This is a genomic window from Agrobacterium sp. O3.4 (assembly GCF_041414895.1).
Taxonomy (GTDB): Bacteria; Pseudomonadota; Alphaproteobacteria; order Rhizobiales; family Rhizobiaceae; genus Agrobacterium; species Agrobacterium cucumeris.
This window is the reverse complement of sequence record NZ_JALPZP010000001.1, coordinates 2,273,149-2,298,812: the sequence shown is the minus strand read 5'-3', so window position 1 is coordinate 2,298,812 and position 25,664 is coordinate 2,273,149. Positions and strand designations below refer to the sequence as shown.

General features: G+C 59.6%; 24 protein-coding genes and 1 tRNA gene. 14 read left to right on the top strand and 11 right to left on the bottom strand.

The window, feature by feature from the left end; translation table 11 throughout:
• Position 1 precedes the first annotated feature (1 nt).
• The 3 genes from M0412_RS11170 to dapD are packed head-to-tail and all read right to left on the bottom strand — an operon-like array spanning position 2 to position 2,647.
• The gene (locus M0412_RS11170) at positions 2-598 is read right to left on the bottom strand and encodes a hypothetical protein (RefSeq protein WP_269700126.1); all 597 of its coding nucleotides are present in this window, start codon (positions 596-598) and stop codon (positions 2-4) included.
• Positions 582-1,778 carry a succinyl-diaminopimelate desuccinylase gene (gene dapE / locus M0412_RS11165; protein WP_269700125.1) on the bottom strand — a complete coding sequence of 399 codons (1,197 nt, stop codon included), beginning with the start codon at positions 1,776-1,778 and terminating at the stop codon, positions 582-584. The genes M0412_RS11170 and dapE overlap by 17 nt, the downstream gene beginning before the upstream one ends.
• 14 nt (positions 1,779-1,792) lie before the next feature.
• Positions 1,793-2,647, bottom strand: a complete 855-nt coding sequence (gene dapD, locus M0412_RS11160; RefSeq protein WP_046799357.1) for a 2,3,4,5-tetrahydropyridine-2,6-dicarboxylate N-succinyltransferase — start codon at positions 2,645-2,647, stop codon at positions 1,793-1,795.
• 137 nt (positions 2,648-2,784) lie between these two features.
• Between dapD and M0412_RS11155 the strand changes: the two genes are divergently transcribed.
• Both M0412_RS11155 and M0412_RS11150 read left to right on the top strand, forming a co-directional pair.
• Positions 2,785-3,651, top strand: a complete 867-nt coding sequence (locus tag M0412_RS11155) for an LOG family protein (RefSeq protein WP_371338184.1) — start codon at positions 2,785-2,787, stop codon at positions 3,649-3,651.
• Between the two features lie 165 nt (positions 3,652-3,816).
• Positions 3,817-6,150 (top strand): methyl-accepting chemotaxis protein, encoded by a 2,334-nt coding sequence (locus M0412_RS11150; protein WP_269700124.1) that lies wholly within the window; start codon positions 3,817-3,819, stop codon positions 6,148-6,150.
• Positions 6,151-6,222: 72 nt separating this feature from the next.
• On the opposite strand, the gene M0412_RS11145 is transcribed toward M0412_RS11150, so the two are convergent.
• Positions 6,223-7,167 carry a nucleoside hydrolase gene (locus tag M0412_RS11145; protein WP_269700628.1) on the bottom strand — a complete coding sequence of 315 codons (945 nt, stop codon included), beginning with the start codon at positions 7,165-7,167 and terminating at the stop codon, positions 6,223-6,225.
• 206 nt (positions 7,168-7,373) lie between these two features.
• Here M0412_RS11145 and M0412_RS11140 point away from each other — a divergent pair, with 206 nt between their 5' ends.
• Positions 7,374-7,799, top strand: coding sequence for an Hsp20 family protein (locus M0412_RS11140; protein WP_046799358.1), 426 nt, complete (start codon positions 7,374-7,376; stop codon positions 7,797-7,799).
• A 56-nt stretch (positions 7,800-7,855) separates the two neighbouring features.
• Positions 7,856-8,113 (top strand): DUF1150 family protein, encoded by a 258-nt coding sequence (locus tag M0412_RS11135; RefSeq protein WP_003493591.1) that lies wholly within the window; start codon positions 7,856-7,858, stop codon positions 8,111-8,113.
• A 152-nt stretch (positions 8,114-8,265) separates the two neighbouring features.
• Here the strand turns inward: M0412_RS11135 and M0412_RS11130 are convergent, their stop codons facing one another.
• Positions 8,266-8,874 (bottom strand): EF-hand domain-containing protein, encoded by a 609-nt coding sequence (locus M0412_RS11130; protein WP_142840942.1) that lies wholly within the window; start codon positions 8,872-8,874, stop codon positions 8,266-8,268.
• Positions 8,875-8,991: 117 nt separating this feature from the next.
• Positions 8,992-9,705, bottom strand: a complete 714-nt coding sequence (locus tag M0412_RS11125; RefSeq protein WP_269700123.1) for a pyrimidine 5'-nucleotidase — start codon at positions 9,703-9,705, stop codon at positions 8,992-8,994.
• A 105-nt stretch (positions 9,706-9,810) separates the two neighbouring features.
• On the opposite strand from M0412_RS11125, the gene M0412_RS11120 reads away from it, so the two are divergent.
• Positions 9,811-10,728, top strand: coding sequence for a DMT family transporter (locus tag M0412_RS11120; protein WP_142840944.1), 918 nt, complete (start codon positions 9,811-9,813; stop codon positions 10,726-10,728).
• A gap of 48 nt (positions 10,729-10,776) precedes the next feature.
• On the opposite strand, the gene argB is transcribed toward M0412_RS11120, so the two are convergent.
• Complete coding sequence (gene argB, locus M0412_RS11115) at positions 10,777-11,661, bottom strand: acetylglutamate kinase (RefSeq protein ID WP_052820274.1); 885 nt, start codon at positions 11,659-11,661, stop codon at positions 10,777-10,779.
• A gap of 357 nt (positions 11,662-12,018) precedes the next feature.
• Between argB and M0412_RS11110 the strand changes: the two genes are divergently transcribed.
• A complete protein-coding gene (locus M0412_RS11110) occupies positions 12,019-12,396 on the top strand; it encodes a hypothetical protein (protein ID WP_142840945.1) in 378 nt (125 codons plus the stop codon).
• An 18-nt stretch (positions 12,397-12,414) separates the two neighbouring features.
• Here M0412_RS11110 and yihA read toward each other — a convergent pair whose 3' ends face one another.
• Genes yihA through rpmH form a run of 4 tightly spaced genes read right to left on the bottom strand, consistent with a single transcriptional unit; the run spans position 12,415 to position 15,421 of the window.
• Positions 12,415-13,068 carry a ribosome biogenesis GTP-binding protein YihA/YsxC gene (yihA, locus tag M0412_RS11105; RefSeq protein WP_269700121.1) on the bottom strand — a complete coding sequence of 218 codons (654 nt, stop codon included), beginning with the start codon at positions 13,066-13,068 and terminating at the stop codon, positions 12,415-12,417.
• The gene (gene yidC, locus M0412_RS11100; RefSeq protein ID WP_269700120.1) at positions 13,065-14,864 is read right to left on the bottom strand and encodes a membrane protein insertase YidC; all 1,800 of its coding nucleotides are present in this window, start codon (positions 14,862-14,864) and stop codon (positions 13,065-13,067) included. Before yidC ends, yihA begins: the two co-directional genes overlap by 4 nt.
• Entirely contained in the window at positions 14,864-15,247 is a 384-nt protein-coding gene (gene rnpA / locus M0412_RS11095; RefSeq protein ID WP_046799366.1) for a ribonuclease P protein component, read from the bottom strand. Before rnpA ends, yidC begins: the two co-directional genes overlap by 1 nt.
• 36 nt (positions 15,248-15,283) lie before the next feature.
• The gene (gene rpmH / locus M0412_RS11090) at positions 15,284-15,421 is read right to left on the bottom strand and encodes a 50S ribosomal protein L34 (protein ID WP_003493611.1); all 138 of its coding nucleotides are present in this window, start codon (positions 15,419-15,421) and stop codon (positions 15,284-15,286) included.
• A gap of 352 nt (positions 15,422-15,773) precedes the next feature.
• Here rpmH and M0412_RS11085 point away from each other — a divergent pair, with 352 nt between their 5' ends.
• The 8 genes from M0412_RS11085 (at position 15,774) to M0412_RS11050 (ending at position 25,406) form a co-directional block, all read left to right on the top strand.
• On the top strand, positions 15,774-17,801 hold the full coding sequence (locus M0412_RS11085) for a methyl-accepting chemotaxis protein (RefSeq protein WP_269700116.1): 2,028 nt from the start codon (positions 15,774-15,776) through the stop codon (positions 17,799-17,801).
• 251 nt (positions 17,802-18,052) lie between these two features.
• Entirely contained in the window at positions 18,053-19,471 is a 1,419-nt protein-coding gene (locus M0412_RS11080) for a HAMP domain-containing sensor histidine kinase (protein WP_269700626.1), read from the top strand.
• A 217-nt stretch (positions 19,472-19,688) separates the two neighbouring features.
• Positions 19,689-19,765: transfer RNA gene (locus M0412_RS11075), tRNA-Arg, on the top strand.
• A gap of 547 nt (positions 19,766-20,312) precedes the next feature.
• The gene (locus M0412_RS11070; protein WP_269700115.1) at positions 20,313-21,458 is read left to right on the top strand and encodes an ABC transporter ATP-binding protein; all 1,146 of its coding nucleotides are present in this window, start codon (positions 20,313-20,315) and stop codon (positions 21,456-21,458) included.
• A complete protein-coding gene (locus M0412_RS11065) occupies positions 21,455-22,381 on the top strand; it encodes a carbohydrate ABC transporter permease (RefSeq protein ID WP_269700114.1) in 927 nt (308 codons plus the stop codon). Before M0412_RS11070 ends, M0412_RS11065 begins: the two co-directional genes overlap by 4 nt.
• A complete protein-coding gene (locus M0412_RS11060) occupies positions 22,381-23,202 on the top strand; it encodes a carbohydrate ABC transporter permease (RefSeq protein WP_142840961.1) in 822 nt (273 codons plus the stop codon). Before M0412_RS11065 ends, M0412_RS11060 begins: the two co-directional genes overlap by 1 nt.
• 44 nt (positions 23,203-23,246) lie before the next feature.
• Complete coding sequence (locus tag M0412_RS11055) at positions 23,247-24,539, top strand: ABC transporter substrate-binding protein (protein ID WP_046799372.1); 1,293 nt, start codon at positions 23,247-23,249, stop codon at positions 24,537-24,539.
• A gap of 66 nt (positions 24,540-24,605) precedes the next feature.
• The gene (locus M0412_RS11050) at positions 24,606-25,406 is read left to right on the top strand and encodes a phosphodiesterase (protein WP_269700113.1); all 801 of its coding nucleotides are present in this window, start codon (positions 24,606-24,608) and stop codon (positions 25,404-25,406) included.
• The last annotated feature ends 258 nt before the right edge of the window (positions 25,407-25,664 follow it).

Here is a 25,664-nt window from a genome sequence, read left to right as displayed (position 1 = left end):
ATCAAGCCGGGTAGACGCCAAGAAAACGCTGCAGCGCCTCCGACAGAAGCATGCCCGGCACCAGCAGCGTCATGACGATGGCGGAGACGAGCAGCGACTGGTCGCGGATGAAGAACCGCACGATCCGCGAAAAGGCGAAGACCAGCGACAGAAGCAGCGCCAGCCACAGGATGGCGATCAGCCCCTGCAAGGGCGGCAGGAAGAAAGCGATCAGGATCAGAACGGCATAGGCATAGGAAAACGGTAGCGACAGCCAGTTCATGGTGGTGACCAGCGGCGCGAATTTTTCCCGGGCACCGAAGGCAAAGAGCAGCATGCCGATCAGCAGCAGCGGCACGATCCAGCAGATGGCTTCGACCATCGCCAGACGGAAAAAGAAGATCAGCCCGGTTCCGGTGCCCGGTGGACATCCAGCGAGGAAGGCCGCGCGCAGCCACAGCCAGGACACCAGCATAGCGGGCAGGCACCAGAGGGCAGAATAGAAGGAGCGCCACATGCCGCGCTCGGAGAGATCCAGATAACGCGCACCGGTATGGTCGCCGAGCAGCAGCAGCCACAGGCCCTTCAGATAAAGCCTTATTTCACTTGCCGTCGGCATGGGCGAACCATCGTTCGATAAAGGTTTCGTAGATGCGCGTCAGTGTCTCGAGATCGGCAACCGCCACACGCTCATCGACCATATGCATCGTTTGTCCGACGAGGCCGAATTCCACCACCGGGCAATAATCCTTGATGAAGCGCGCATCCGAGGTGCCGCCGGTGGTCGAAAGTTTCGGCTCCTTGCCGGTAACGGCCTCGACAGCGCCTGACAGCGACGAGATGAGCGCATTGTTGCGCGTCAGGAAAACGTGGGCCGGTCGGTCCGCCCAGACGATCTCGTATTTGACCGGGCTGCGGTCAGGGCGAAGCTCACCTTCGGTGGCAGCCGCATCCAGACGGCGGATGATTTCCGCCCGCAGGCTTTCGGCTGTCCAGGTATCGTTGAAACGAATGTTGAAGGCCGCCGTCGCCCGTGAGGGGATGACATTTGTGGCGGCATTGCCGGTATCGACGGTCGTGACTTCCAGATTGGAGGGCTGGAAATTATCCGTGCCGTGATCGAAGGGCGGGTGCATCAGCGCATGGGTCAGCTGCAGCAGCCCGCGAATGGGGTTGTCCGCGAGATGCGGGTAGGCGGCATGGCCCTGAACGCCATGCACCGTTATCCGGCCGGAAAGCGATCCGCGACGACCGATCTTGATCATGTCGCCCAGCTGGTCGGGATTGGTCGGCTCCCCCACCACGCAGGCATCCCATGTCTCGCCTTTGGCAGCCGCCCATTCCAGCAGCTTGGAGGTGCCGTTGATTGACGGGCCTTCCTCGTCGCCGGTAATCAGGAAAGAAACGGAGCCCTGTGGTTTGCCGTGTTTTTCGATATGGCGGGCAATGGCCGCGACGAAACAGGCAATGCCGCCCTTCATATCCACCGCACCGCGGCCGTACATTTCCCCGCCGGCAATCTCTGCCGAGAAGGGGGGATGGCTCCATGCGGCCTCGTCACCCACGGGAACGACATCCGTATGGCCCGCAAACATCAGATGCGGACCTTCGGTGCCGAGCCGGGCATAGAGGTTTTCCACGTCAGGCGTTCCCGCCTCGCTTGCAATCATCCTTTCAACCGCAAAGCCAAGCGGCGAAAGCAGGCTGTCGAGCAGGGAAAGCGCGCCGCCTTCCGCAGGCGTCACCGACGGGCAACGGATGAGGGCGGCGAGATTGGCAACGGGATCGGTCATGGTCATGGTATCAGCTTTTATCAGTCGCGCAGAAGCTCGTTGATGCCGGTCTTGGAGCGGGTCTTTTCATCGACGCGCTTGACGATCACGGCGCAATAGAGGCTTGGGCCCGGCTCGCCGTTCGGGAAAGGCTTGCCCGGCATGGTGCCGGCAACGACGACGGAATAGGGCGGAACTTCGCCATAGGTGATTTCGCCGGTAGCGCGGTCGACGATCTTGGTCGACTTGCCGATGAACACGCCCATGCCGAGAACGGCGCCTTCGCGCACGATGCAGCCTTCAACGACTTCCGAGCGGGCGCCGATGAAGCAGTTATCCTCGATGATGGTCGGGCCGGCCTGCAGCGGCTCCAGAACGCCGCCAATGCCGACGCCGCCGGAGAGGTGCACATTCTTGCCGATCTGCGCGCAGGAGCCAACGGTTGCCCAGGTGTCGACCATCGTGCCTTCATCGACGTAAGCACCGAGATTGACGAAAGACGGCATCAGCACGACGTTCTTGGCCACGTAAGCCGACCGGCGCACGACAGCGTTCGGCACGGCGCGGAAACCGGCAGCACGGAACTGGTTTTCACCCCAGTTTTCGAACTTCGACGGCACCTTGTCCCACCAGGTGGATTCACCCGGTCCGCCGGTGACGATTTCCATGTCGTTGAGGCGGAAGGAAAGAAGCACGGCCTTTTTCAGCCACTGGTTCACCTTCCAGTTGCCATCCGCCTGCTTTTCAGCCACGCGCGCCTTGCCGCTATCGAGAAGTTGAAGAGATGTGTTCACCGCATCGCGAACCTCGCCCTTCGTCGATACGTTCACGCCATCGCGGTTGTCAAAGGCGGTTTCGATGATGGTTTCGAGGGAGGTGAGATCCGTAAGGCTCATGGAAAATTCCTTAAAGTCGCGTGTGGTCGTGGTCACGGCAGGTCCCGCGCCGCTGGAAGGCTTTGGCCATTTGATCTAAGGGAGTGTTGGAAAGGCGTCAATGTGATTTGGGTGATTTGGCGCGTCAGACGAAAGGCATGGAAATGACACGACTGAAAAATGGCAAATTGCGGCGTAAGGATGGGGTATGGGACCCCTTGAAGCGCAGCTCTGCGGACAAGCAGCAGGCCGAGGTCGTTCCGAAAACACCGCAGTCGGATTCCCCGTCTTACCGGCTTGCTTATGTGGACATGGATTTCCTCTGCCGTGAGGAATTGCGTCCCGTCAGGCTGCAGCTGGAACTTCTGAAGACGGAAATGGCGCTCACCGAACGCGGCATCAAATCCACCGTCGTCATGTTCGGCGGCGCCCGCATTCCCGAACCCGGTGGCGAGGCCTGGGCGGCGCGCAACGAAACGCAGAAGCGCAATCTGGAGCAATCCTCCGTCTATTACGACGAGGCGCGCAAATTTGCCCGGCTGTGCACCGACTATGCCGCGAAATCCGATCATCTCGAATATGTCGTGGTCACCGGCGGCGGCCCCGGTGTCATGGAAGCGGGCAATCGTGGTGCGGCCGATGTGGGCGGCCCGTCGATCGGTCTCAACATCGTTCTGCCGCATGAACAGGCGCCGAACCCCTATGTCACGCCGGAGCTGAGCTTCAATTTCCACTATTTTGCCATCCGCAAGATGCATTTCCTGATGCGGGCGAAGGCCGTGGTGATCTTCCCCGGTGGTTTCGGTACGCTCGATGAGCTGTTCGAGACGCTGACGCTTATCCAGACCAAGCGCATGGCGCCCATTCCGCTCATCCTGTTCGGGGAGAAGTTCTGGCGCTCGGTGGTCAATTTCGAATTCCTGGCGGATTTCGGCACCATCGCCCCGGAAGATATGGAATTGCTGCATTTCGCCGAAACGGCTGACGATGCATGGGAAATCATCTCGGCCTATTACGAACACTGATTTTTGCTTGGCGCGGCGAAGTAAATTTTAGGGCTTAATTAGCAAAGATACTCTAATTTTGCCTCGTCGCGCTGCAGCGCACTGTCCATGCGGACGGGCCTCCATGACGGAGATTTATCATCCGTTGACGTCAGCCTCCCGGCAGACGATTTGATCGAGGCCAAAATGTTCAATTTCAAAGTGAAGTCGCTTGCGACCAAGCTTATCCTCGTTACCGGCTGTGCCATCACCACGGTCCTTGTCGCATCGAATTCCTTCCTCATTTCCCAGACCAGCGAGCGCGTCCATGCTTTGACCATGGATCAGGCCAATACCGAGGCGCGCGCCATCGCCAACGTCATCGCCGCCGATGTGGGTGAGCTTGGCAGCGCTGCGCGTTCCATGGCCGGTGTCATCGGCCGCGCGCATCAGGCGAAATCGATGGATCGCCCCGGCATCGTCAATATTCTCAAGGCCAATGTCGAGCAGAATACTTTCGCTTTCGGAAGCTGGTTCTGCGAGCAGCTCGGCCTTTTCGACGGCCAGAGCACCGAGATTGCCAACAGGCTCGATCTCGGCACCAATAAAAATGGCGTCTTCGCCCCCTATTGGTCGAAGACCCAGAAGGGTGACATCCAGTTCTCGACTTTCGATAATGACTACGCCGCCGAATGGTGGGCGCTTGCCGCCAAGACGGGCAAGGGCGCCATCACCCAGCCATATCTGGCGCAGGGCACGGAAGTTCCCACCACCATGACCTCGCTTGCCTATCCCGTCATGTCCGACGGCAAGATGATTGGCGTTGCCGGCGTCGATATTTCGCTGGCCTCGCTGTCGCAGAAGCTGCAGGCGCTGCGTCCTTTCGAAACCGGCCGCGTGACGCTCGTGTCGCAGGGCGGCCAGTGGCTGGTGCCGCCGACGCCCGAGCAGAACATGAAGGCCTATGACGGAGACGGCGCCAGCGCCATTCAGGCGGCGCTCGCTTCCGGCAAGCACGGTCTCATCGAAAATCTCGGCCTCGATACCGATGCGCCCTATAACCGCCTCGTCTATCCCTTTGCGGTTCCGGGCCTCAACGCCACCTGGGTCGTGCTGGTGGATATTCCGCATCAGGCACTGAACGCGCCGGTGGAAGAGCAGACCTACATGATGATCATCGGCGCGCTTGTCATTCTCGCCGCCGTCATCACCGCACTTTATTTCGCCGTGCGTCACTTCGTCGGCAACCCGCTCGCCTCGCTGGTTTCGGATGTGCGGACGCTGAGCGAAGGCCGTTACGATGAACCGGTGTCCGGGCAGGACCGCCGGGATGAAACGGGGGCTGTGGCCACCGCTCTGGAAGGCTTCCGCGCAAAACTCGCCGGCATTCGTGAAATGGAAGCGGACGCCGCTGCCCAGCGTGGCAATGCGGAAACGGCACGTCAGCGGTCGGAATCCGAGCGCACGGAAAACAGCCGCATGCAGCAACACATCGTCAGCGTGCTCGGCTCGGGTCTCAATGCGCTTTCGCAGGGCAACCTCACCTACCGCATCGAGGACGAGTTCCCCGGCGACTATGCGAAGCTGCGCAGTGATTTCAACTTGGCGCTCGCAAGCCTCGAGGAAACCGTCTCCACCGTCAATGCGACGGTTGTCACCATCGGCAATGGCACCGGTGAGATCACCCGCGCTGCCAGCGATCTTTCGCACCGCACGGAGCAGCAGGCCGCAAGTCTCGAAGAAACCGCCGCCGCCCTCAACCAACTGACCGCACAGGTCAATTCCAGCGCGGAAAATGCCGCGCAGGCCGCCGGCGCCGTCAGCCATGCCTGCGATGATGCCGGCAAGTCGGGTGAGGTCGTGCAGCAGGCCGTCAACTCCATGCAGGGCATCGCGCAATCCTCAGCGGAAATTTCCCGCATCATCGGTGTGATTGATGAGATCGCCTTCCAGACCAATCTTCTGGCGCTGAATGCCGGTGTGGAAGCGGCCCGCGCAGGGAATGCCGGCAAGGGCTTTGCGGTTGTCGCGCAGGAAGTGCGCGAACTGGCGCAACGGTCTGCAACCGCTGCCAAGGAGATCAAGGGACTGATCAACACCTCGGCCACCCAGGTGGGCGAGGGCGTTCAGCTGGTCGGCAAGGCCGGCGAGACGATGAAGAACATCGCTGATCAGGTTTTGCAGATCAACCAGCTGATACGGCAGATTTCCGCTTCCGCCAGCGAACAGGCGGTAGGTCTGAAGGAAATCAATTCTGCCGTTACCCAGATGGATCAGGTCACCCAGCAGAATGCGGCGATGGTGGAAGAAACCACGGCGGCCAGCGTGACGCTGAACGGCGAGGCCGAGACGCTGAAATCGCTCGTCGCCGGTTTTGCCGTGTCCGGTAGTCAACCCAGCCAGCAATTGCGCTCCGCGGCAGCTGCCATGCGCGCACCCTCGGCTCCGGCCGCAGCACCGGCCCGCTCTACGGCATCGCGTCCACGTCCAAGAACCAGCGGTGCAAACGCACTGGCGCAGGATGACTGGACGGAATTCTGACGGGTTTCCCCGCTTCAAATAAAAAGGGCCGCTGGTATCGCCAGCGGCCCTTTTTTCATTCCTGCGTTCCGGTCAGAGCCGTGCAAAACGTTCCGTCAGCAATTCGAAGAAACCGTCCGCATCCACGTTGCGCATCACGCGGGCATTGGTGGGGCGTTCGGTCACGCGCCACCAGTCAACGACCGTCATGCCCATGGTCAGTTCGGACGTGGCCTCGATTTCGACGTTACACTCGCGACCCTGAAACAGCTCGGGTCTGATGAGATAGGCAATGACGGATGGATCGTGCAGCGGGCCGCCGTCCGAACCGTATTTCTCGATGTCGAAGCGTTCGAAGAACTCCAGCATTTCCGCCATGGCGATAGCCGGGCGTGTGCCGATGTCGCGAATGCGGCTGACCCGCGCCTTGGTGGTCAGGAGCTTATGGGTGACGTCGAGCGGCATCATGACAACAGGAATGCCGGCACGGAAAACGATATCGGCAGCCTGCGGATCGACATAGATGTTGAACTCGGCCGCCGGCGTGATGTTGCCGCCCTCGAAGAAGCCGCCGCCCATCATCACCAGTTCCTGGATGCGGTCGGCGATCTCAGGCGCTTTAAGCAGTGCCAGCGCCACATTGGTGAGCGCCCCGAGCGTGCAGAGCGTCACCGTGCCAGCGGGTTCCCGCATCAGCGTTTCGATGATGAAATCGACGGCATGCTGCTTTTGGGCCTCCATCGTCGGTTCATCGAGAACAGGGCCGTCGAGACCGGTGCTGCCGTGAACATGCTCGGCGGTGATGGGCTTGCGCACCAGCGGCTTCTCTGCGCCCTCATAGACGGGAATATCGGTGCGGCCGCACAATTCGCAGATGATGCGAATATTTCGGCTGGTCAGTTTCAGCGGGACGTTGCCGGCGACGGCGCACAGTCCGAGAATGTCGATTTCATCAGGGCTTGCGAAAGCGAGCATGATTGCCGCCGCGTCGTCCTGGCCCGGATCGGTGTCGATGATGATTTTTCTGCGTTCTGCCATGTCTTGCCCGCCGTTGAGGTGAGCGCTTTTTTCGAGCGACGGATGCTCACTTGTCAAGCTCATTCCTCGGCGTGCCCTTCGCGCCATTCTCCCGTCTTGCGCATCGCGGCCTGGCTTCCCATATTGTTTCAGCCGGTTCGATTGACCGGCAGGGTTGCCGGAAGCGGGACCGCGAAACGTCGCTTGGTTGCAAGGACAGAAAAGATATGAGCCGCATGACGCCATTCACCCACCCGCTTCTGCTGGGCTTTGATGCCATGGAAAAAACGCTGGAGCGCATGGCGAAGGCCAATGACGGCTATCCCCCCTATAACATCGAGCGGTTGCCCGGGGCCGAAGACGTGCCGGAGCGCCTGCGCATCACCATTGCTGTTGCCGGGTTTTCACAGGACGACCTGGATGTGACGACAGCCGACAACCAGCTTGTCATTCGCGGTCGCCAGCAGGAACAGGAAAAGCGGGATTTCCTCTATAGGGGCATTGCGGCGCGCCAGTTCCAGCGGGTCTTCGTGCTTGCCGATGGCATGCAGGTCAGGGAAGCGCGCATGCGCAACGGCCTTCTTTCCATCGATTTGGTGCGGCCTGAAATTTCGAACGTGGTAAAGAAAATTAATATTTCCGTCTCAGAGTAGAACGTGAACGCCGGAATCGGACATGAATCGCTCGGCGTGAAGAAGGAGGCTGAAATATGCTTTTAAAAGAAGCGCATGCGCGTCTCACCCGATCCCAGCTGGCCCATATCGGCGAAGGAGAAGTGGGATATATCCGCAAAATCCGTGCGGAAGACGTAAGCCGCTGTTTCCCGGAAGCACCTGATCTCGATCCGCAACTGGATCTCTGGGCGCTGTTTGGTGCGGATGGCACGCCGATCCTCCTGACCGACAACCGTTCAAGTACCTTTTTCAAGGCTGCCGAAGACGATCTCAAGACCGTCAGCCTGCACTAGAGCATTTCCCGTAAAAGTGCGTAGCGGTTTTACGTCTGAAAAACGCGTGCAAACAAACAGATGGAGAATTTACGGGAAAAGTGAATCCCTGTTTTCCGTCTGGAGATGCAAAGAAAAAGCCCGCTTTTGAGCGGGCTTTTTCCTTGATGGATTTAAAGGAACGGGCGGTCCGGCATATCGTCGATCGAGATGACGCCGTCCTTGTTCTTGTCCAGCCGCTCGAACATTTTCTCGCCGGCTGCGGTGAATTCGGCCTTGCTGACCTGCCCGTTCTCGTCGGTATCGGCCCAGCGGAGCATGCCGAGGCCCGCACCCTTGCCGCCATGCTTGCCCCAGCCCTGATGACCGGAACGGCCGCCATGCTCGCGTTCGGCATGTCTTTCGGCGCGCTTGCCCTCCGGGCCCTTGCCGTCTTCGGCTTTGGCGTCCTCACGCTCGGGGCGCGGATTGGCGGCGCGGAAAGCTTCCATTTTCGCCTGGCGATATTCGCGCATTTCCTTCGGCGTGATCGAACCGTCCTTATCCTTGTCGATCTCGGTGAAAAGCGCGTCCTGTCGTGCGGCGAATTCTTCCTTCGAAATCTTGCCGTCCTTGTTGGTATCGGCAACCTTCAGGAGGTGAATGAAGGCAGCTTCCTGGCGGATCGGCATGCGATCCTTATGGCCTTTGCCGGGTGCGGCGAAACTTGCCGTTGCGGCCGTGCTGAGCACAAGGGCTGCGCCAAGAGCAGAGAGGGCGATTTTTCGTGTGGTCATCGTCATTACCTTTCTTTGGTGTCCCTGAAGAAAAGATAGTGACCTCTATCGAGCCTCACCACTTAAACATCGGTAAGGTGGATGAAGCTTCGGTAATGTTGCGGCGTAACTCGGCTATGGCGCTCAGCCGGCAATGGTTTTCGTCAGGAAGCCGGTCAGATTGTCGGTGATGTAGTCGATATGCGCATCGGTCTCGACGGGAATTTCCCAGCGCTCCATGATGACACCCTCGAGATTGGAGGGAACGAGCAGCACGGTTTTCATGCCAAGCGCCTTGGGGGCCGCAAGATTGCGCGGCAGGTCTTCGAACATGGCTGCTTTTTTCGTGTCGAGTTTCGCAAGCGCTGCGAATTTCTCATAGGTTGCGCTGGCCGGCTTCGGCAGGTAACCGGCAGCGACGATATCGAAGATATCCTCGAACTGATCGAGAATGCCAAGCGCGCCGGCGGCCGCCTGCGCATGCTTGACGCTGCCATTGGTCAGAATGAACTTGCGGCCCGGCAGCGCCTTGATCGCTTCGCCGAGTTCCGGATGGGGTTTCAGCGCCGAATAATCGATGGCATGGGCGCGCTCCAGAAACTCGTCCGGGCTGATGCCGTAATTGATCATCAGTCCCTGAAGCGTTGTGCCATGGTCATGGTAATAACGCTTCTGCAGCACACGAGCCTCTTCCGGGTCGAGCTTTAAAAGCTCCGCAACATAGGCCGTCATGTTGCGGTCGATCTGGGAAAACAGATTGACGTGATGCGGATAGAGTGTGTTGTCGAGATCGAAGACCCATTCGCTCACATGGGCGAAATCGGCGGCATCGGGCAGGTTTTTCGGCTTTGTGTCCATGGCCTGCTTTATGCCCGTTTCGAATGCCGAAGAAAATCGAAAAGACGACGATTGGCAAGAAAATCGGGCTTGGCTGGGGCCTGCAGCGCATGATACCGCCAAACCATGGAACTCTGGATAGGCATAACCTTTGCAAGCGCGTTCTTGCAGAACCTGCGCTCGACCCTGCAAAAGCACCTTAAGGGCATGATGGGCACCACGGGCGCAACCTTCGTGCGCTTCGTGTTCGGCATGCCCTTTGCTCTTGCCTATCTCGCCTTTTTGCATTTCGGGGTCGGCCGGCCGCTGCCGGTGCCGAATATGTCTTTTGCCGTATGGGCGACGGTCGGGGCCATGGCGCAGATCGCCGCCACCTTCCTTCTGGTCCACCTGTTTTCCTTCCGCAACTTCGCGGTCGGCACGGCCTACTCCCGCACCGAACCCGCGCAGGCGGCGCTGTTTGCGCTCATTTTCATCGGTGAAAGCGTCAATGGCGGCACATTGGCGGCCATTGCGGTTTCGGTCGCCGGCGTCATGCTGATTTCGGTGGCGCGCACGGAAGTCACACCTGCCTCTATTCTCACCTCCATCTTCAGCCGGACAGCCGGTATAGGTCTCGCCTCTGGTGCGTTCTTCGGCCTGTCCTCGGTTGCCTATCGGTCGGCATCGCTGGCGCTCGCGCCCAGCCTGCCAACGCCCGATGCGGTGGTGCAGGCGGGCTACACCCTCGTCATCGTCATCGTGATGCAGACAGTATCGATGTTCCTGTGGATCGTCTGGCGGCAGAGGGATGAGTTGCGGCGCATCGCAAAGGCGTGGAAACCGTCACTTGCGGTCGGTTTCGTCGGTGCTACGGCCTCATTTGGCTGGTTTACGGCGATGACCTTGCAGCAGGCCGCCGTGGTCAAGGCGCTGGCACAGGTGGAGATGCTGTTTGCCTTCGCCTCGACCGTGCTGTTCTTCAAGGAGAAGATCAACAGGCTCGAACTTTCCGGCTGCCTGTTAATTGTCGTCGGGGTCTTGTCGCTTCTGGTGTTCGGCTGAAACGTCGTCTGTGGCGGACAGGCTGGCCGTCCGCCACATTAAATCGCATCAGGGCACGATCAGCGTACCGGCGCCTTCCGTGAAGATTTCCAGAAGCACGGAATGCGGGGTCTTGCCGTTGAGGATCACCACGCCCTGCACGCCAGCCTTTATGGCCTCGATGCAGGTCTCGACCTTCGGGATCATGCCGCCGGAAATCGTGCCATCCTTGATGAGCGCGCGTGCCTGGGAAACCGTCAGTTCCTTGATGAGTTCCTTGTTGCGATCAAGAACGCCCGGAACGTCGGTCAGGAACAGCAGGCGTGTGGCGTTCAGCGCGCCGGCAATGGCGCCGGCAAAGGTGTCGGCGTTGATGTTGTAGGTGGCGCCATCGCGGCCGGGAGCGACGGGGGCGATGACCGGGATCATCTCGGACTTGGCGAGCAGGTCGAGCAATGTGCGGTCGACTTCCACGACTTCACCGACGAAACCGAGATCGAGAACACGTTCGATATTGCTGTCGGGATCGATGACGGTTTTTTTCGCCTTTTCGGCGAAGACCATGTTGCCGTCCTTGCCGCAAAGACCGATCGCCCATTCGCCCGTCTGGTTGATGAGTGCGACGATTTCCTTGTTGATCGAACCGGCCAGAACCATTTCGACGATCTCGACCGTCTTGGCGTCGGTGACACGAAGGCCGCCCTCGAATTTCGATTCGATGCCCATTTTCGTCAGCATCGCGCCGATCTGCGGGCCGCCGCCATGGACGACGATGGGGTTGATGCCGGACTGCTTCAACAGGGCGATATCTTCCGCGAAAGCCTTGCCGAGTGTCGAATCCCCCATGGCGTGACCACCATATTTTACGACGATGGTCTTGTTCTCATATTTCTGCATGAAGGGCAGAGCCTGTGCAAGCAGCCGCGCCTGAGTTTCGCTTTCGGAAGAAGTCATGGAAAAACCTCGGTCTGTGGTTGCGGCCCAAAAAAGCCTTTCATCGCTCTACAGCATCGGTGCAGAAATCGGAATCGATTTTTGCAGTGCAGGATGCATGGATCGGCCATGCCGGCACGTTTGCAGGGACAGGCGGATGTCTGCCTTTGACGAATGAAATAACCTCCGGGCCTTATTGTGTCGATACCTGGTAAAATTCCGCTTTTGGGCGGCGCAAAGCGCGTAATAAGATTGACATAAAGCACCAATCGGACCAGCCTTGTTTGCGGCAGGGGAGGGGTTATTCAGCAGGGCGACAGGGATGTGTCGCGCATCGCGAAACGATGCTGCCTGGACGACCGAGGAGTTTGAAGACCTATGACGGCACCGGATCGAGACAAGCAAAGCGGTTTGCGGGACGAAGTGCTCGCTGGCGAATATGTGCTGGGTGCCCTGCCGCCGGAAAGCATGGCGGAGCTTGCCAAACGCGTCAAACGCGACCGCCAGTTCGCCGCCATGGTCAGGCGCTGGCGGGATAATCTGGCTGAAACCGAATATCGGGAAAAGGCAACCGTCGCTGCATTGCTTGAAAGGGATCCAACCCGGTCAGGCCTGCCTTTCAAAAGTCAGCCTCTGCGCAATGGCAGCATGTTCGCCGCCATGCTTCTGGAGGTCTGGCATTCGGTGCGTTTCTGGCGGCTTCTGGCATTGACGGCGATGCTGTGGACCGCCGTTCTGCTTTTTACCATCGCCTGAGGACAAGGGCCGCGCCTCTTAAAGCGAGACGGTTCTGACGATCTCGGCGCGCAGGCTGTCCAGCCCGAAGGATTTTTCCGACGACGTGGCGAGAACCTCCGGATAGGCCGCAGGACGCTTGCGGATTTTCTCCAGCGTTTCACCGATCAACCGGGGAACACCGACGTCCTTGATCTTGTCCGTCTTCGTCAGCACGACCTGATAGGAAACAGCCGCCTTGTCGAGCAGGCTCAGAACCTCTTCATCGTTCTTCTTAATGCCATGGCGGGAATCGATCAGCACGTAAACGCGCTTCAGCGTCGCGCGGCCACGCAGATAATCGAAGACGAGCTTTGTCCAGGCGTCGACATGGTCCTTTGGTGCCTGCGCATAACCGTAACCGGGCATGTCGACCAGCGCCATCGGCGGCAGGTCACCCGGCTCGCCGGAATAACCTTCCGGAACGAAATAGTTCAGTTCCTGCGTGCGGCCGGGCGTGTTGGAGGTGCGGGCAAGTCCCTTGTGGCCCACCAATGCATTGATGAGCGAGGACTTGCCGACATTCGAACGTCCGGCAAAAGCAATCTCCGGCGGGCCTTCGGGCGGCAGGAATTTCATCGCGGGAACGCCGCGAATGAATATCCAGGGTCGCCCGAAAAGGGGCTTTTCGGTTGCCGAGCCGGTTTCACTCATTTCGATTGCACCGGCTTTCGCTTGAACAGCCCTTTGAGATTATCGAACAGTTCGATCTTGGCGCCGTGACGCTTCATGATGAGGGCCTGCTGCGAGATCGACAGGGTGTTGTTCCAAGCCCAGTAGATGACCAGACCAGCAGGGAAGGAAGCCAGCATGAAGGTGAAGATCAGCGGCATCCAGGTGAAGATCATCGCCTGTGTCGGATCGGGCGGCGTCGGGTTCATGCGCATCTGCAGGAACATGGTGATGCCCATGATCAACGGCCAGACGCCGATCATCAGGAAGTGCGGCACGTCGTAGGGCAGAAGGCCGAACAGGTTGAACAGCGACGTCGGATCGGGCGCGGAAAGGTCGTGGATCCAGCCGAAGAACGGTGCATGCCGCATTTCGATGGTGACGTAGATGACCTTGTAGAGCGCAAAGAAGACGGGAATCTGCAGCAGCATCGGCCAGCAGCCGGCCACCGGATTGATCTTCTCTTCCTTGTAGAGCTGCATCATCGCCTGCTGCATGGCCATGCGGTCATCGCCGTGCTTGGCCTTCAACTCTTCCATCTTCGGCTGTACGCGCTTCATGTTCGCCATGGAAGCATACTGCTTGCTGGCGAGCGGGAAGAAGAGCGCCTTGACCACGATGGTGGTGAGCAGAATCGCCACGCCGAAATTGCCGAAATAACGGAAGAAGAAATCCATCATTTTGAACATCGGCTTGGTGATGAAGTAGAACCAGCCCCAGTCGATCAGCAGGTCGAACTTCGGAATGGAATATTCGGTCTCATAACGGTCGACCAGCGGCACTTCCTTGGCGCCGGCGAAGACGAGGCTCTTCAGCTCGATGGACTGGCCGGGTTCGACCGTTATCGTGTCGCTCTTGAAATCGGCCTGATAGCTCGGCTGATTGCCCGTGATATGCGAATAGCGGGTTTCAAACGGCGTTGTCTGCGGCGGGACGATGGCCGCAGCCCAGTATTTGTCGGTGATGCCGAGCCAGCCGCCGGTCGCCTTGGCAACCGTTACCGGCGCCTCTTCAACGTCCTTGTATTTCTCTTCCGTCAGGCTGCCGTCTTTGCCGGAGACACCGAGAAAGCCCTCATGGATAACGAAGACGGGCGGGATCGCCGGCTTGTTGTTGCGCGTCACGCGGCCGTAGGTGGCGAAGGAAATAGCCGTCTGGCCGGGGTTCTCGACCTTGTCTGCGACCGAGATCATGTAATGCGGGTCGATCGACACCGTACGGGAGAAAACGACGCCCTTTTCGTTGGTATAGGTGAGCGTGACGGGTGTGGTTTCCGTCAGCTTGTCGCCGCTCGCAAGCGTCCAGACCGTGGTCGGGCCGGGAACGCCGCCGACTTCGGCAGCGCCAACATAACCAAGCTCGGTGAAGTAACCGTCCTTGGTGTCGGAGGGCGAAAACAGCGTGATGATCGGGCTCGAGTCATCGACGGTCTCATGGTAGCCCTTGAGCCGGATGTCATCGAAGCGGGCGCCGGTCAGGTTGATCGAACCGGCAATGGCGTTGGTATCGATTGCGACGCGCTGGGTCTTGGCGATCGCTTCTTCTCGGGTCGCCGTGGCGGCGGCCTGCGTGGAGGATGCGGGCGGCGCGCCTTCTACGGTTGCGCCGGGCGCGGCACCGGGTGCCGGCTGCTGCTGCTGCGTCGTCTGCTGCGCCTGGCGGGCCTCTTCGGCGCGGCGCTGCTGCTCGATGCGCGGATTCATGTAAAGGAATTGCCAGGCGAGGACGATGACAACCGAAAGGGCTATCGCGATGAAGTAATTGCGGTTCTTTTCCATCATTCTTTCCTGGAGCGGGTCTCCTGGGACCGTTTCGGTTTCGCCGTTCCTTCAATGCGCTCGGTAAGGAGAGACTGAAGTTTCGGGAAGGCCGTACTAAGCACGTCCCTGCGGGCGACAATCACATAGTCATGACCGGGCTTCATTGCGACCCCGGCAGAAAGCCTGACGGCTTCCTTGAGACGGCGGCGCATGCGATTTCGCTCGACCGCGTTGCCTTGTTTTTTTGTTACGGTAAAACCGACCCGTGGTTCGGTTTCCGGGGTCTTCCGATCAAGCACTTCCAGAAGAAAGGTGCCTCCCCGTCGTTTTTCCCCTGCCTGAACGGCAAGAAACTCCGACCGGTTTTTAAGCCGGCCGGGGTGTTTTTTAGTCTCGCTCATGTGCCCGCGACTTTCATCGGGCCACACGCTCGGCAATTAAGCCGACAGACGTGCGCGGCCGCGCGCACGGCGGGCTGCGAGAACCTTGCGGCCGCCAGCAGTAGCCATGCGGGCACGGAAACCATGACGACGCTTGCGAACAAGCTTGGACGGTTGGTAGGTACGCTTCGACATTTATTTAATACCGCGGTGTGCGGCCCTTCTTGAATTTGCAATTATTTGCAAGAGCGTTTCGTTTTTTGCACGGCTAACCCCGCCTGGGCGAGCTTTCAATGGCCGAGCGTGCGCGGCTTATAAGGGCATAGGCCGAACAAAGTCAATTGCCGAAGGGGTTTTCGCGGTTCACCTTTTGCGGAAAACGCACCGCCATCTCCTTCGCCGACTGTCGATAGAGATTGATTCCAACGCGCAATCGATAAAATCCGAAATTCTTTCTTAACGCAGCATTGATAAATGTTGTGATGCGAAAAGTTATGCCAGCTTCCTGTTTTTCATCGTGCGGCTGGCTTGTGTTGGGGGAACGAAATTGAGAATTCGCGGTCGTATCAATCTTCTTGTCGGGCTGATGAGCCTCGTGGCCTGTACCATCGGTGGACTGTCCATCTATGCGGTCAGCGAATTCCGGGTGCGTACGGTCGCGTATGAAAAGGCCGCGGAGCGCGCCTATAAGGGCGAGGCGCTCAACCGGTTGGTCACCGCGGTCGTGATGGAGGCGCGCGGCGTATATGCCGCCCCCGATATAACAAAGGCCGCACCCTTCGCGGATGGCATCGTCAAGAACCTCGACGCCATGGAAAAGCTGATCGGCACATGGACCCCTCTCGTTCCGGCGGAACAGAAGGCGACCTTTGATAACCTCGCCAGCCGCTTCAAGGAATTCAAGGCGTTCCGCCTGGAAACCGCGCGGCTTGCCCGCGAGGCCAGCCCACAGGCGGCCAACCTGCAGGGCAACAACGATGCGAACCGGGCCAACCGCAAAGCCTATCAGGCGGATATCGATGCCGTCGTCCAGAATGACATTGCCGAACTTGAGGCCGTCGAAGCCGGCATCGATGGTTTTGTAACGACGACATTCTGGCTGGTCATCATCGTCACCGGCAGCGGCATATTGGCCGGCGCGGCCTTCGGTCTTTATATCGGTACGCGACAGCTGAGTGCGCCCATCCGCAGTGTTTCGGAAGTGATGAACGCCGTGGCGGACGGAAATCTGGACGCGGATGTGCCCTATCTTGGCCGTAACGATGAAATCGGTGAAATGGCCGCAGCCGTTGAAGTCTTCAAGAAGAACGGCCTCGAAATGCGCCGCATGAACGCGCAGGAAACTGCCATGCGCGCCAAGAGCGACGATCTTCAGGCCGGCATGGCCATCGTCGTCGATGCGGCTGCGGGAGGCGATTTCAGCCGCCGCATCAACAAGGATTACGGCGACGAAAACCTCAACCGTTTCGCTGCAACGATCAACGCGCTGCTCACCGGCGTCGACAATGGCGTCTCCGAGACCAGCCGTGTCATCGAAGGTCTGGCGCGCGGTGACCTGACGGAGAAGATGGACGGTGAGTTCCGCGGCGTGTTTGCCGAACTTCAGGCCAACGTCAACGAGACGCTATCCAAGTTGCGCGAAACGATGCACGAGGTGCGTAGCAGCACGGAAGGCATCAGCGGCAACGCAAACGAGTTGCGCTCTGCGGCCGACGACCTGTCGAAGCGGACGGAACAGCAGGCCGCAGCGCTGGAAGAGACCTCCGCCGCTCTGGACGAGATTACTGCCGTTGTTCGCAATTCCACCGATCGTGCGCAGGAAGCCAGCACCATGGTGGCCGAGACCAAGCAGAAGACGGAAGAATCCGCCAATGTCGTGCGCGATGCCGTCTCCGCCATGGATCGCATCGAGCACGCTTCGCGTGAAATCAGCCAGATCATCAACGTCATTGACGAGATCGCTTTCCAGACCAACCTTCTGGCGCTGAATGCGGGCGTCGAAGCCGCCCGCGCCGGCGAGGCGGGCAAGGGCTTCGCCGTCGTCGCCCAGGAAGTGCGCGAACTGGCGCAGCGTTCTGCAACCGCCGCAAAGGACATCAAGGCGCTGATCACCAAATCCGGCCAGGAAGTGGGACGCGGTGTATCGCTGGTGCAGAAAACCGGCAGCGCCTTGAACGAGATCGAGACCCGTGTTCTCGCGATCAATGACCACATCCATTCGATTGCCACGGCGGCGCGGGAACAGTCCACCGGCTTGCACGAGGTCAACACGGCGATCAACCAGATGGACCAGGTGACGCAGCGCAATGCCGCCATGGTGGAAGAAACTTCGGCCGCAACCCACAAGCTCAGCAATGAAGCGGGACATCTCGTGACCCTTGTGTCGCGCTTCAAGGTCGGCGCTGAGGATGCTCCGCTCCGCACCCGGATCGAGCAGCCGATGCGGCCTGTGGCGGTATCCGGCAGAGCGGCAGCTGTAGCCTCTCCGGCCCGCAAATTGATGAACAGCGTCAGCCGCGCCCTCAATGCGCAGCCGGCCGCCGCGCCGGCGCATGGCGACTGGCAGGAATTCTGAGAACGCCGATCTACCGTTTCTCGCAAGACCCGCTACAGTTAGAACGCCGCCTTCGGGCGGCGTTTGTTTTTTGCGATGATGAAAACGTTTATTTTGCAGTGCATTGGAAAAATGTCAGTTAGGTCCTATTATCATGCGTGCATATAAACCGAGCCGTTCAACCGAAGCGGCGGCGCGCATAGGATCAGGGCCAGGTGTTATCTAAAGGCGTAGACAGCTTGGACCGCACGGAGGACAATCCGGTGCACTGCATGCCGGGGTTGACCGCTGGTCTTTCGGGACGCCTGCTGTTGCTCACGGTCATTTTCGTGATGATCGCCGAAGTGCTGATCTTTGTGCCTTCCGTCGCCAATATGCGCCTTTCATGGCTGCGGGACCGCCTGAACACGGCGGCTGCCGCCGGCGCTGTGATCGACGGCCTGCAGGCCGAATTGCCACGAAGCGTGCAGAACGACACGCTGATGGCAACCGGGGCAAAGCTGATTGCGCTGCGCAAGGACGGCACGTCGCGCCTGCTGGCGGTGGCGGAAACGCCGCCCGGGGTGGACGAGCAATATGATCTTTCCGATGTTTCGCAGCTGGCGGCGGTTCGCGATGCGTTTTCCACATTGCTGTTCGGCGGCAACCGCGTCATCCGCGTTTTCGATGTCGTCGGCGACAGTGACACCATCATCGAGCTGGTGCTCGGCGAATACAAGCTGCGGGCCGCCATGCTCGCCTATGCCCGCAATGTGTTCCTGATCTCCATCGTCCTGTCACTCGTCACCGCCGGCCTCATCTTTATCTCCATCAACCGCATCATGATCCGGCCCATACGGCGGCTGACGCTCGGCATGCAGCATTTCTCGGAAGATCCGGGCAATCCGGAGCGTATCTTCGTGCCGGAAGAAGGCACCGACGAACTGTCGGTTGCTGGCCGTCACCTCGCCGACATGCAGACGGAACTGCAGAAAACGCTCAGGCAACAGAAGAACCTGGTCGATCTCGGCCTCGCCGTTTCCAAGATCAACCACGACATGCGCAATATCCTCTCATCCGCGCAGCTCATGTCTGACCGCCTGGTGGATGCCAAGGACCCGATGGTCCGCAGTTTCGCTCCGAAACTGCTGCGCACCATTGACCGCGCCGTGGCCTACACGGGTGAAGTTCTGGCCTATGGGCAGGCAACCGAGGGTGCGCCGAAACGCAAGACGGTTCATTTGAGCCTTCTGGTTCGGGATGTACGCGATATTCTGGCGCTCGAGCCGGAGAGCGGCATCGAGTTTCATGACAGTGTCCCCACCGATCTGACCGTCGACGCGGATGCCGAGCAACTGTTCCGGGTGATCCACAATCTCTGTCGCAACGCCGTTCAGGCCCTGCAATCGGATACGACAAATGCCGCGCCGCGACATCTGTCCATTGCTGCTCAAAGGGCCGGCAGTGTCGTCAGCATCGTCATCGACGACAACGGGCCGGGAATGCCACGTAAAGCAAAGGAGAACCTGTTCTCCGCTTTCCGCGGGTCGGCCCGCTCCGGCGGCACCGGCCTCGGTCTCGTCATTGCCCGCGAACTGGTGCTTGCCCACGGCGGTACCATAGCGCTTGTCGAGAAGCCCGGCCCGGGCACGCAGTTCCGCATCGAGATCGCTGACCGCGCCGCCACTGTGCAGGCGGCCAGAACCGCCTGAAGATCTCCTCAGTCAACGACCCTCAGCCATTGGCGTGCCCGCTGGAAAAAGGGCGGTGCGCGCCGCTGCAAAAACGGTCCCTATGGAATTTCTTTTGTAATCAATGGCATAAATGAATTGCTGCGGAAAAATGACAATTTCGAAACGAAATCGCTTGCAATCGGAATGAGGACGTTTTAGAGGATCGCCACGCCACCGGAAACGACCGGAACGGCACGCACCCGTAGCTCAGCTGGATAGAGCACCAGACTACGAATCTGGGGGTCAGGAGTTCGAATCTCTTCGGGTGCGCCATTTCTCTTCCCATAAAACTGTCGACAAGACATAAGCCAATCGTTGCTGTGGCGCGGCCTTATCCGCATAGTTTGGCCCGCATGCGCTCCCCATCCTGTATCGGCGACGAGGCTCCGTGAGCCCAACAAATTCCGGATCACTCGAATATGTGCCGAAGTCTCTGGCCCACCAGTGGCCCAGAGTAAAAGCCATGCTGGAAGAGAACACAGTTTGCGCGTTCGACCCCGATAAATCACGACTGCGTCGCCTCTGCGATTGAGGCACGGTATGGCGGCAGCGGAAAGATTTCAGCCAAAATTCGGGCGCTTGTGATTCTCGCCATAGTTTTAGGAACTGCACGCGCCGAGGCGGTTTTAAGCCGAAAAACGCCAGCTTTGCGCATTTGGGAATAAACCCCTAAATATTAGTGGTTTTGGTGAAAGCCTGTACTACAAGGCCTGGCGGCGAGCCGGGTTTGCCGGGCTTTTTGATGTCACCGAACTTTCCGCAAACCTTCGTCATATTGTCATACAATATAAGCATATGCGCTTCAGAAAAGGAGCGCAGAATGACGCCACAATCACTTGAGCTTTCAGGAATCGGCAAAGGCTTCGGGGCTGACGATGTTCTGAAAGAGATCGATCTCTCCATCCGTCCCGGAGAGTTTTTGTCCCTCGTCGGCATGTCTGGCTGCGGCAAGTCCACGCTGCTGCGCATCATTGCCGGGCTGGAAACGCCGGATCGTGGTTCGGTGTCGATCGGCGGGCAGGACGTGACGGAGATCGATCCGAGCGATCGCAATCTGGCGATGGTGTTCCAGTCCTACGCGCTTTATCCCCATATGAATGTCCGCCAGAACATCGCGACGCCGCTGCGCATGCGGCGTCTGCCGTTTGCCGCGCGCCTGCCGCTGATCGGACGCATGATGGCGCAAGCCGAAACGTTGCGCGAGATCGATGCCGCCGTCGAACAGGCGGCCGAGACCCTGCAGATCGCGCATCTGCTGGACCGCAAGCCGGCGCAGCTTTCCGGTGGCCAGCGCCAGCGTGTTGCGCTCGCCCGGGCGCTGGTGCGCTCGCCCGCCGCATTTCTGATGGACGAGCCGCTTTCCAACCTCGATGCCAAGCTTCGCGCCCATATGCGCGAGGAGCTTGCCGGGCTGCATCGGCGGCTGGGTGCAACGTTCATCTACGTCACCCACGACCAGATTGAAGCCATGACCATGTCCGACCGTATCGCGTTGATGTCGGAAGGCCGCATCGAGCAGCTCGGTACGCCGGATGAGCTTTACCGGAAGCCTGCAACGCTGACTGTCGCGCGCTTCATCGGCACGCCTTCCATCAATCTGCTGCCGGTCGAAATCGATACACTCGGCAAGATCAGCGCTTTCGGTCGTGATCTGGGCATCGACACCGCAGCTCGCGACGCCGGCCCTGCCACCCTCGGCCTGCGCGCCGAAGATCTGCGTCCGAGTGCCGAAGGTTTTGCCGTGCGCGTGGTCCGCTGCGAAACCCACGGGGCGGATCGCTTCGTCAGCTGCCGTCTTCTCAGCGACGAGACGGTTGCGATCACCCTGCGTCAGGGTGCGGGCGAAGCACTGGAGGCTGATGCGCATGGCGTGCTGAACCTCGGTTTTGCTCCGGAACGCGCTCATCTTTTTGCCGCCGATGGCCTGCGCCGCAAGACGACGGTGCGTGAGCGGGTGCCGGCATGACGGTTGTAGATGCTTCCACGATTGTGCGTGCCAAATCCCGTCCACGCCTGTCGAAGGCGGACCGGCGGATGATCTGGCGCGGCCTGATGTTCGCCGCCCCGGCAAGCCTGCTGCTTCTGGCCATCTATATTGTTCCGATGCTGGTTCTCGCCGGTTTTTCCGTCACGGATTACCAGCTCGGCGCGCTCTCCACGCGTTTCGTCGGCCTCGGCAACTTCGCCAAGGCGTTTCAGGATCCGGTGTTCCTGCGCGCGCTGGCAAACACGGCCATCTACGCGGTCATCGTCATCCCCTTCGGTGTGTTTCTGGCGCTTGGCGTGGCCCTGCTCGTCTATAATCGCAAGCGCAGCCGCGCCTTCTGGGAAGTCGCCTATTTCCTGCCCGTCACTGCAACGCTCGTCGCCATGGCAACCGTGTGGCAATTCCTGCTGCACCCCTCGCTCGGCCCGGTGAATGCCGCGATCAAATGGCTGGGTTTCGAACCCGTCGCTTTCCTTTCCAATCCCGTCCTTCTCATTCCCACCATGGCGCTGATCGGCATCTGGCAGGTTCTGGGCTTCAACATGGTGCTGTTCCTTGCCGGCCTTACCGCCATTTCGAAGGATCTGCATGAGGCAGCGCGGCTGGACGGAGCAAAGAACCCCATAGACCGGTTCCTGACGGTGACATGGCCGATGCTTGGGCCGACGACCATGTTCGTGGTGGTCACCACCTCCATCTCGGCCTTCAAGGTATTCGAGACGGTCGCCGTGCTGACCAAGGGCCGTTTCGGTTCGGAAACCCTGCTGTTCGATCTTTATCTTGAGGGTTTCGAATATTCCAACACCGGTTATGCGGCGGCGCTGACCATTATCTTCCTCGCGATCGTGCTGGTCCTGTCGATAGGTCAGACGCTGCATATGGACCGGAAGGTGCATTACTGATGGCCGCTCTCCGCAAATATTTCCCGCATCTGGTGCTGGCGCTCGGCGCATTCGTGATGCTCCTGCCGTTCTACTGGATGATGCTGACGTCGATCCGCTCACCGGCGGAAATATTCAACGTCTCGCTCTGGCCGATTCCCGAAAAATTCGACGCGGTGGAAAACTATGCCCGGGCGGCGGGGCAGGTACCGATGGCGCGCTTCATGCTGAATGGCGTCATCGTCTGCGTCGGCATTCTTATTGTTCAGGTGCTGACCTCGGTTCCGGCGGCCTATGCGCTGGCGAAGCTCCGGTTTCCGGGCCGCAAGCTGCTCCTGGGCCTCGTCATCGCCGCACTCTGCGTTCCCATCCAGGCGCTGGCGCTGCCGCTTTTCGTCGGGCTGGCGAAAACGCAGCTCCTCAACACCTATTTTGCGATGATGATGCCGTTCTTCCTCTCGGTCTTCGCCATCTTCCTGTTCAACCAGTCCTTCCGCAGCTACCCGGATGAAATCATCGAGGCGGCACGCATGGATGGTTTTTCGGAAATGGAAATTTGCTGGGGGCTCGTCCTGCGTGGCTCGCTGCCTTCGCTCGCCGCTTTTTCGGTCTTCTCGCTCGTTGCCCACTGGAACGACCTCTATTGGCCGATGATCGTGGTCTCCGATACCAATCTCGCCCCGCCGCCGCTTGGCATGATGTTCTTTGCCGACGTTGAATCCGGCGCGAACTACGGCGCGCTGATGGCGGGCGCCACACTGATTACCGCGCCGATGGTGCTGTGCTTCCTCCTCGCACGCCGCCATTTCATCGCCGGTATTACCATGACCGGCGTCAAGTGACGCCGTTCACACTCCTCCTCCTCCCAACCTCTCTGGAGACTGATATGAAACTCAACCGACGCGCTGTGGTGAGCGGTCTGGCCCTCGGCATGGCTTTTGCAGGCCTTGCACAGCCGGCTCTGGCCAATGAAATCACGCTCAACGTTCTCTACAACCTGCCGGGCTTCACCAAGTTCCATCAGCCGCTGGCCGATGAATTCATGAAGAAGAACCCGGATGTGAAGATCAACTTCCTCGCCCCGGCCGCAGGCTACAATGAAGGCCAGCAGCAGGTTCTGCGCTCTGCCGTCACGGGCAATCTGCCTGACGTTTATTTCTCGGGTTACAACCTGACGGCGGAACTGGTTCACACGCTCGCACCGCGCAACCAGATTACCGATCTCGGCCCGTTCATTCAGGCTGAAGGCGGTCAGGCCTTCCTCGACAAGAACTACAGCCCGAAGATGGCCGCTCTCGGCCAGATCGACGGCAAGCAGTACGGCCTGCCGGTCAACGCTTCCTCGCCGATCATCTACATCAACGCCGACCTCGTCACCAAGGCTGGCGGCGACCCGGACAAGATGCCGACCACCTTCCCGGAGCTCATCGCTCTCGCCAAGAAGATCAAGGCACTCGATGCCAAGTTTGCCGGCATGAGCTACGACATCAACGGCTGGCCGGATGACTGGTTGTGGCAGGCGCTGGTGTTCGAACAGGGGGGCAAACTCGTTGACGAAAAGACCAAGACCGTTGCCTTCGACAATGAGATCGGCCTCAACGCCCTGAAGATGGCTCGCCAGTTCGTCACTGAAGGTGGTCAGAACCTGCTCGACTGGGATCAGTCCCGCCAGCAGTTCGGTGCAGGCCTCACCGGCTTCATCTTCTCGACCCCGGCCCACGTTCAGACGATCCAGGGCCTGGTTGGCGACCGCTTCAAGCTGAAGACGGCAACCTTCCCGCTCGACAACAAGGAAAAGGGCGGCGTGCCGACCGGCGGCAACTCTGCCGTTATCCTGACGCAGGAAAAAGCCAAGCAGGACGCTGCCTGGAAATATCTGAAGTGGATCACCGGTCCGGAAGCGCAGAACACCATCGTTCGCATCACCGGTTACCTGCCGACCAACAAGCTGGCAACCGGCCCGGACTTCCTCGCTCCCTATTATGTCGAGAACCCGAATGTGAAGACCGCTTCGCTTCAGGCTGACCGTTCGCTGCCATGGGCCGGTTATCCGGGTGGTGATTCCGTCCGCATCTGGCGCACCCAGCGCGACATCATCGGCACCGTCATGCGCGGTGAAGTGACGCCGGAAGCCGGTCTCAAGCAGGTTGTCGAGCAGACCAACGCCCTGCTGAAATAAGCAAAACCATCGAGAAGGCTGCGGGGAAATCCGTTCCCGCAGCCATTTTGTGCAGAAAGACCTGTTATGAAGATCATCCAGATCACCGACACCCATCTCGTCCCCCCCGGCATCGCTGTAAACGGCGTCGATCCGGAAAAGCAGCTGCGCGCGGCGGTGGCCGATATTGTCGAAAAACATGCCGACGCCGATCTTCTTGTCATGACAGGTGATCTCTGCAATTACGGCGAACCGGAAGCCTATGAACTGCTACGCGATATTCTCGCGCCCGTCTCCGTGCCCGTGCGGCTGATGCTTGGCAACCACGACCGGCGTCCGGAATTTGTTGCAGCTTTCCCGGAACAGCCGCGCGACGATAATGGCTATATCCAGTCCTTTATCGATACGGACTTCGGCCGACTGCTGTTTTTAGACAGCCACGAAGCCGATGTCATCGGCGGCAGGTATGGCGTGGATCGCCTGGCATGGCTGGAGAGTGCGCTGGAAAGCGCGGGCGAGCTACCGGTGACGGTGTTCATTCACCACCCGCCGATGGATTGCGGCATCCGCCATTTCGAACATATTGGCATGCATGATGATGGCGCCATCATGCGCCGCCTCGCGGCCCACCCGGCCGGTGTGCGTCATATCATTTTTGGCCATATCCATGTGCCTATGGCCGGCACGACGGCCGAAGGCATAGCCTACAGCTCCGGTCAGGCCTGCGCGCATCGTTTCATCACCGATATTGATGTTCTCGATCCGCTGTGGACGGGTGGCAACCCCTGTTACCGGGTCATCACAATGGGTGCATTCGGCCTGCGCGCCTATGATGCCGAAGTGGGGCAGGTTGTGCTTGGTCAGGCCCCCATCTGCGAAGGCCCCTGATCGCGGGTGATTTTGGCGATAGGACGGGGCGTTCGCCCGCCTCATCCTGTTTCGCCGCCGATACGATGCTGCGGAAGGCTCGCCGGTTGGCGAGGCTGCGATGTCGCGGAGACCCCGCAGCCTGTAGCGCCGATGCACCACTTGCGGTTTGTTGCGCGAGATTTGATGGGCTAAGGCCATAGTCCCGGCCGCACCCTTGATCTATGTCAGTTTCATCGATGAAACTGCACGCCATAGTCGCCCAAGAGGTGGCCAGCT

Bases quoted from the DNA above. Each gene is read 5' to 3' on its own strand.
- yihA (WP_269700121.1), bottom strand. From the start codon at position 13,068: ATGAGTGAAACCGGCTCGGCAACCGAAAAGCCCCTTTTCGGGCGACCC.
- M0412_RS11050 (WP_269700113.1), top strand. From the start codon at position 24,606: ATGAAGATCATCCAGATCACCGACACCCATCTCGTCCCCCCCGGCATC.
- M0412_RS11110 (WP_142840945.1), top strand. From the start codon at position 12,019: ATGACGGCACCGGATCGAGACAAGCAAAGCGGTTTGCGGGACGAAGTG.
- dapE (WP_269700125.1), bottom strand. From the start codon at position 1,778: ATGACCATGACCGATCCCGTTGCCAATCTCGCCGCCCTCATCCGTTGC.
- M0412_RS11150 (WP_269700124.1), top strand. From the start codon at position 3,817: ATGTTCAATTTCAAAGTGAAGTCGCTTGCGACCAAGCTTATCCTCGTT.
- M0412_RS11055 (WP_046799372.1), top strand. From the start codon at position 23,247: ATGAAACTCAACCGACGCGCTGTGGTGAGCGGTCTGGCCCTCGGCATG.
- M0412_RS11140 (WP_046799358.1), top strand. From the start codon at position 7,374: ATGAGCCGCATGACGCCATTCACCCACCCGCTTCTGCTGGGCTTTGAT.
- rnpA (WP_046799366.1), bottom strand. From the start codon at position 15,247: ATGAGCGAGACTAAAAAACACCCCGGCCGGCTTAAAAACCGGTCGGAG.
- M0412_RS11170 (WP_269700126.1), bottom strand. From the start codon at position 598: ATGCCGACGGCAAGTGAAATAAGGCTTTATCTGAAGGGCCTGTGGCTG.
- M0412_RS11135 (WP_003493591.1), top strand. From the start codon at position 7,856: ATGCTTTTAAAAGAAGCGCATGCGCGTCTCACCCGATCCCAGCTGGCC.
- rpmH (WP_003493611.1), bottom strand. From the start codon at position 15,421: ATGTCGAAGCGTACCTACCAACCGTCCAAGCTTGTTCGCAAGCGTCGT.
- M0412_RS11080 (WP_269700626.1), top strand. From the start codon at position 18,053: ATGCCGGGGTTGACCGCTGGTCTTTCGGGACGCCTGCTGTTGCTCACG.
- dapD (WP_046799357.1), bottom strand. From the start codon at position 2,647: ATGAGCCTTACGGATCTCACCTCCCTCGAAACCATCATCGAAACCGCC.
- M0412_RS11130 (WP_142840942.1), bottom strand. From the start codon at position 8,874: ATGACGATGACCACACGAAAAATCGCCCTCTCTGCTCTTGGCGCAGCC.
- M0412_RS11070 (WP_269700115.1), top strand. From the start codon at position 20,313: ATGACGCCACAATCACTTGAGCTTTCAGGAATCGGCAAAGGCTTCGGG.
- M0412_RS11120 (WP_142840944.1), top strand. From the start codon at position 9,811: ATGGAACTCTGGATAGGCATAACCTTTGCAAGCGCGTTCTTGCAGAAC.
- M0412_RS11065 (WP_269700114.1), top strand. From the start codon at position 21,455: ATGACGGTTGTAGATGCTTCCACGATTGTGCGTGCCAAATCCCGTCCA.
- M0412_RS11145 (WP_269700628.1), bottom strand. From the start codon at position 7,167: ATGGCAGAACGCAGAAAAATCATCATCGACACCGATCCGGGCCAGGAC.
- M0412_RS11125 (WP_269700123.1), bottom strand. From the start codon at position 9,705: ATGGACACAAAGCCGAAAAACCTGCCCGATGCCGCCGATTTCGCCCAT.
- M0412_RS11060 (WP_142840961.1), top strand. From the start codon at position 22,381: ATGGCCGCTCTCCGCAAATATTTCCCGCATCTGGTGCTGGCGCTCGGC.
- argB (WP_052820274.1), bottom strand. From the start codon at position 11,661: ATGACTTCTTCCGAAAGCGAAACTCAGGCGCGGCTGCTTGCACAGGCT.
- yidC (WP_269700120.1), bottom strand. From the start codon at position 14,864: ATGGAAAAGAACCGCAATTACTTCATCGCGATAGCCCTTTCGGTTGTC.
- M0412_RS11155 (WP_371338184.1), top strand. From the start codon at position 2,785: ATGGAAATGACACGACTGAAAAATGGCAAATTGCGGCGTAAGGATGGG.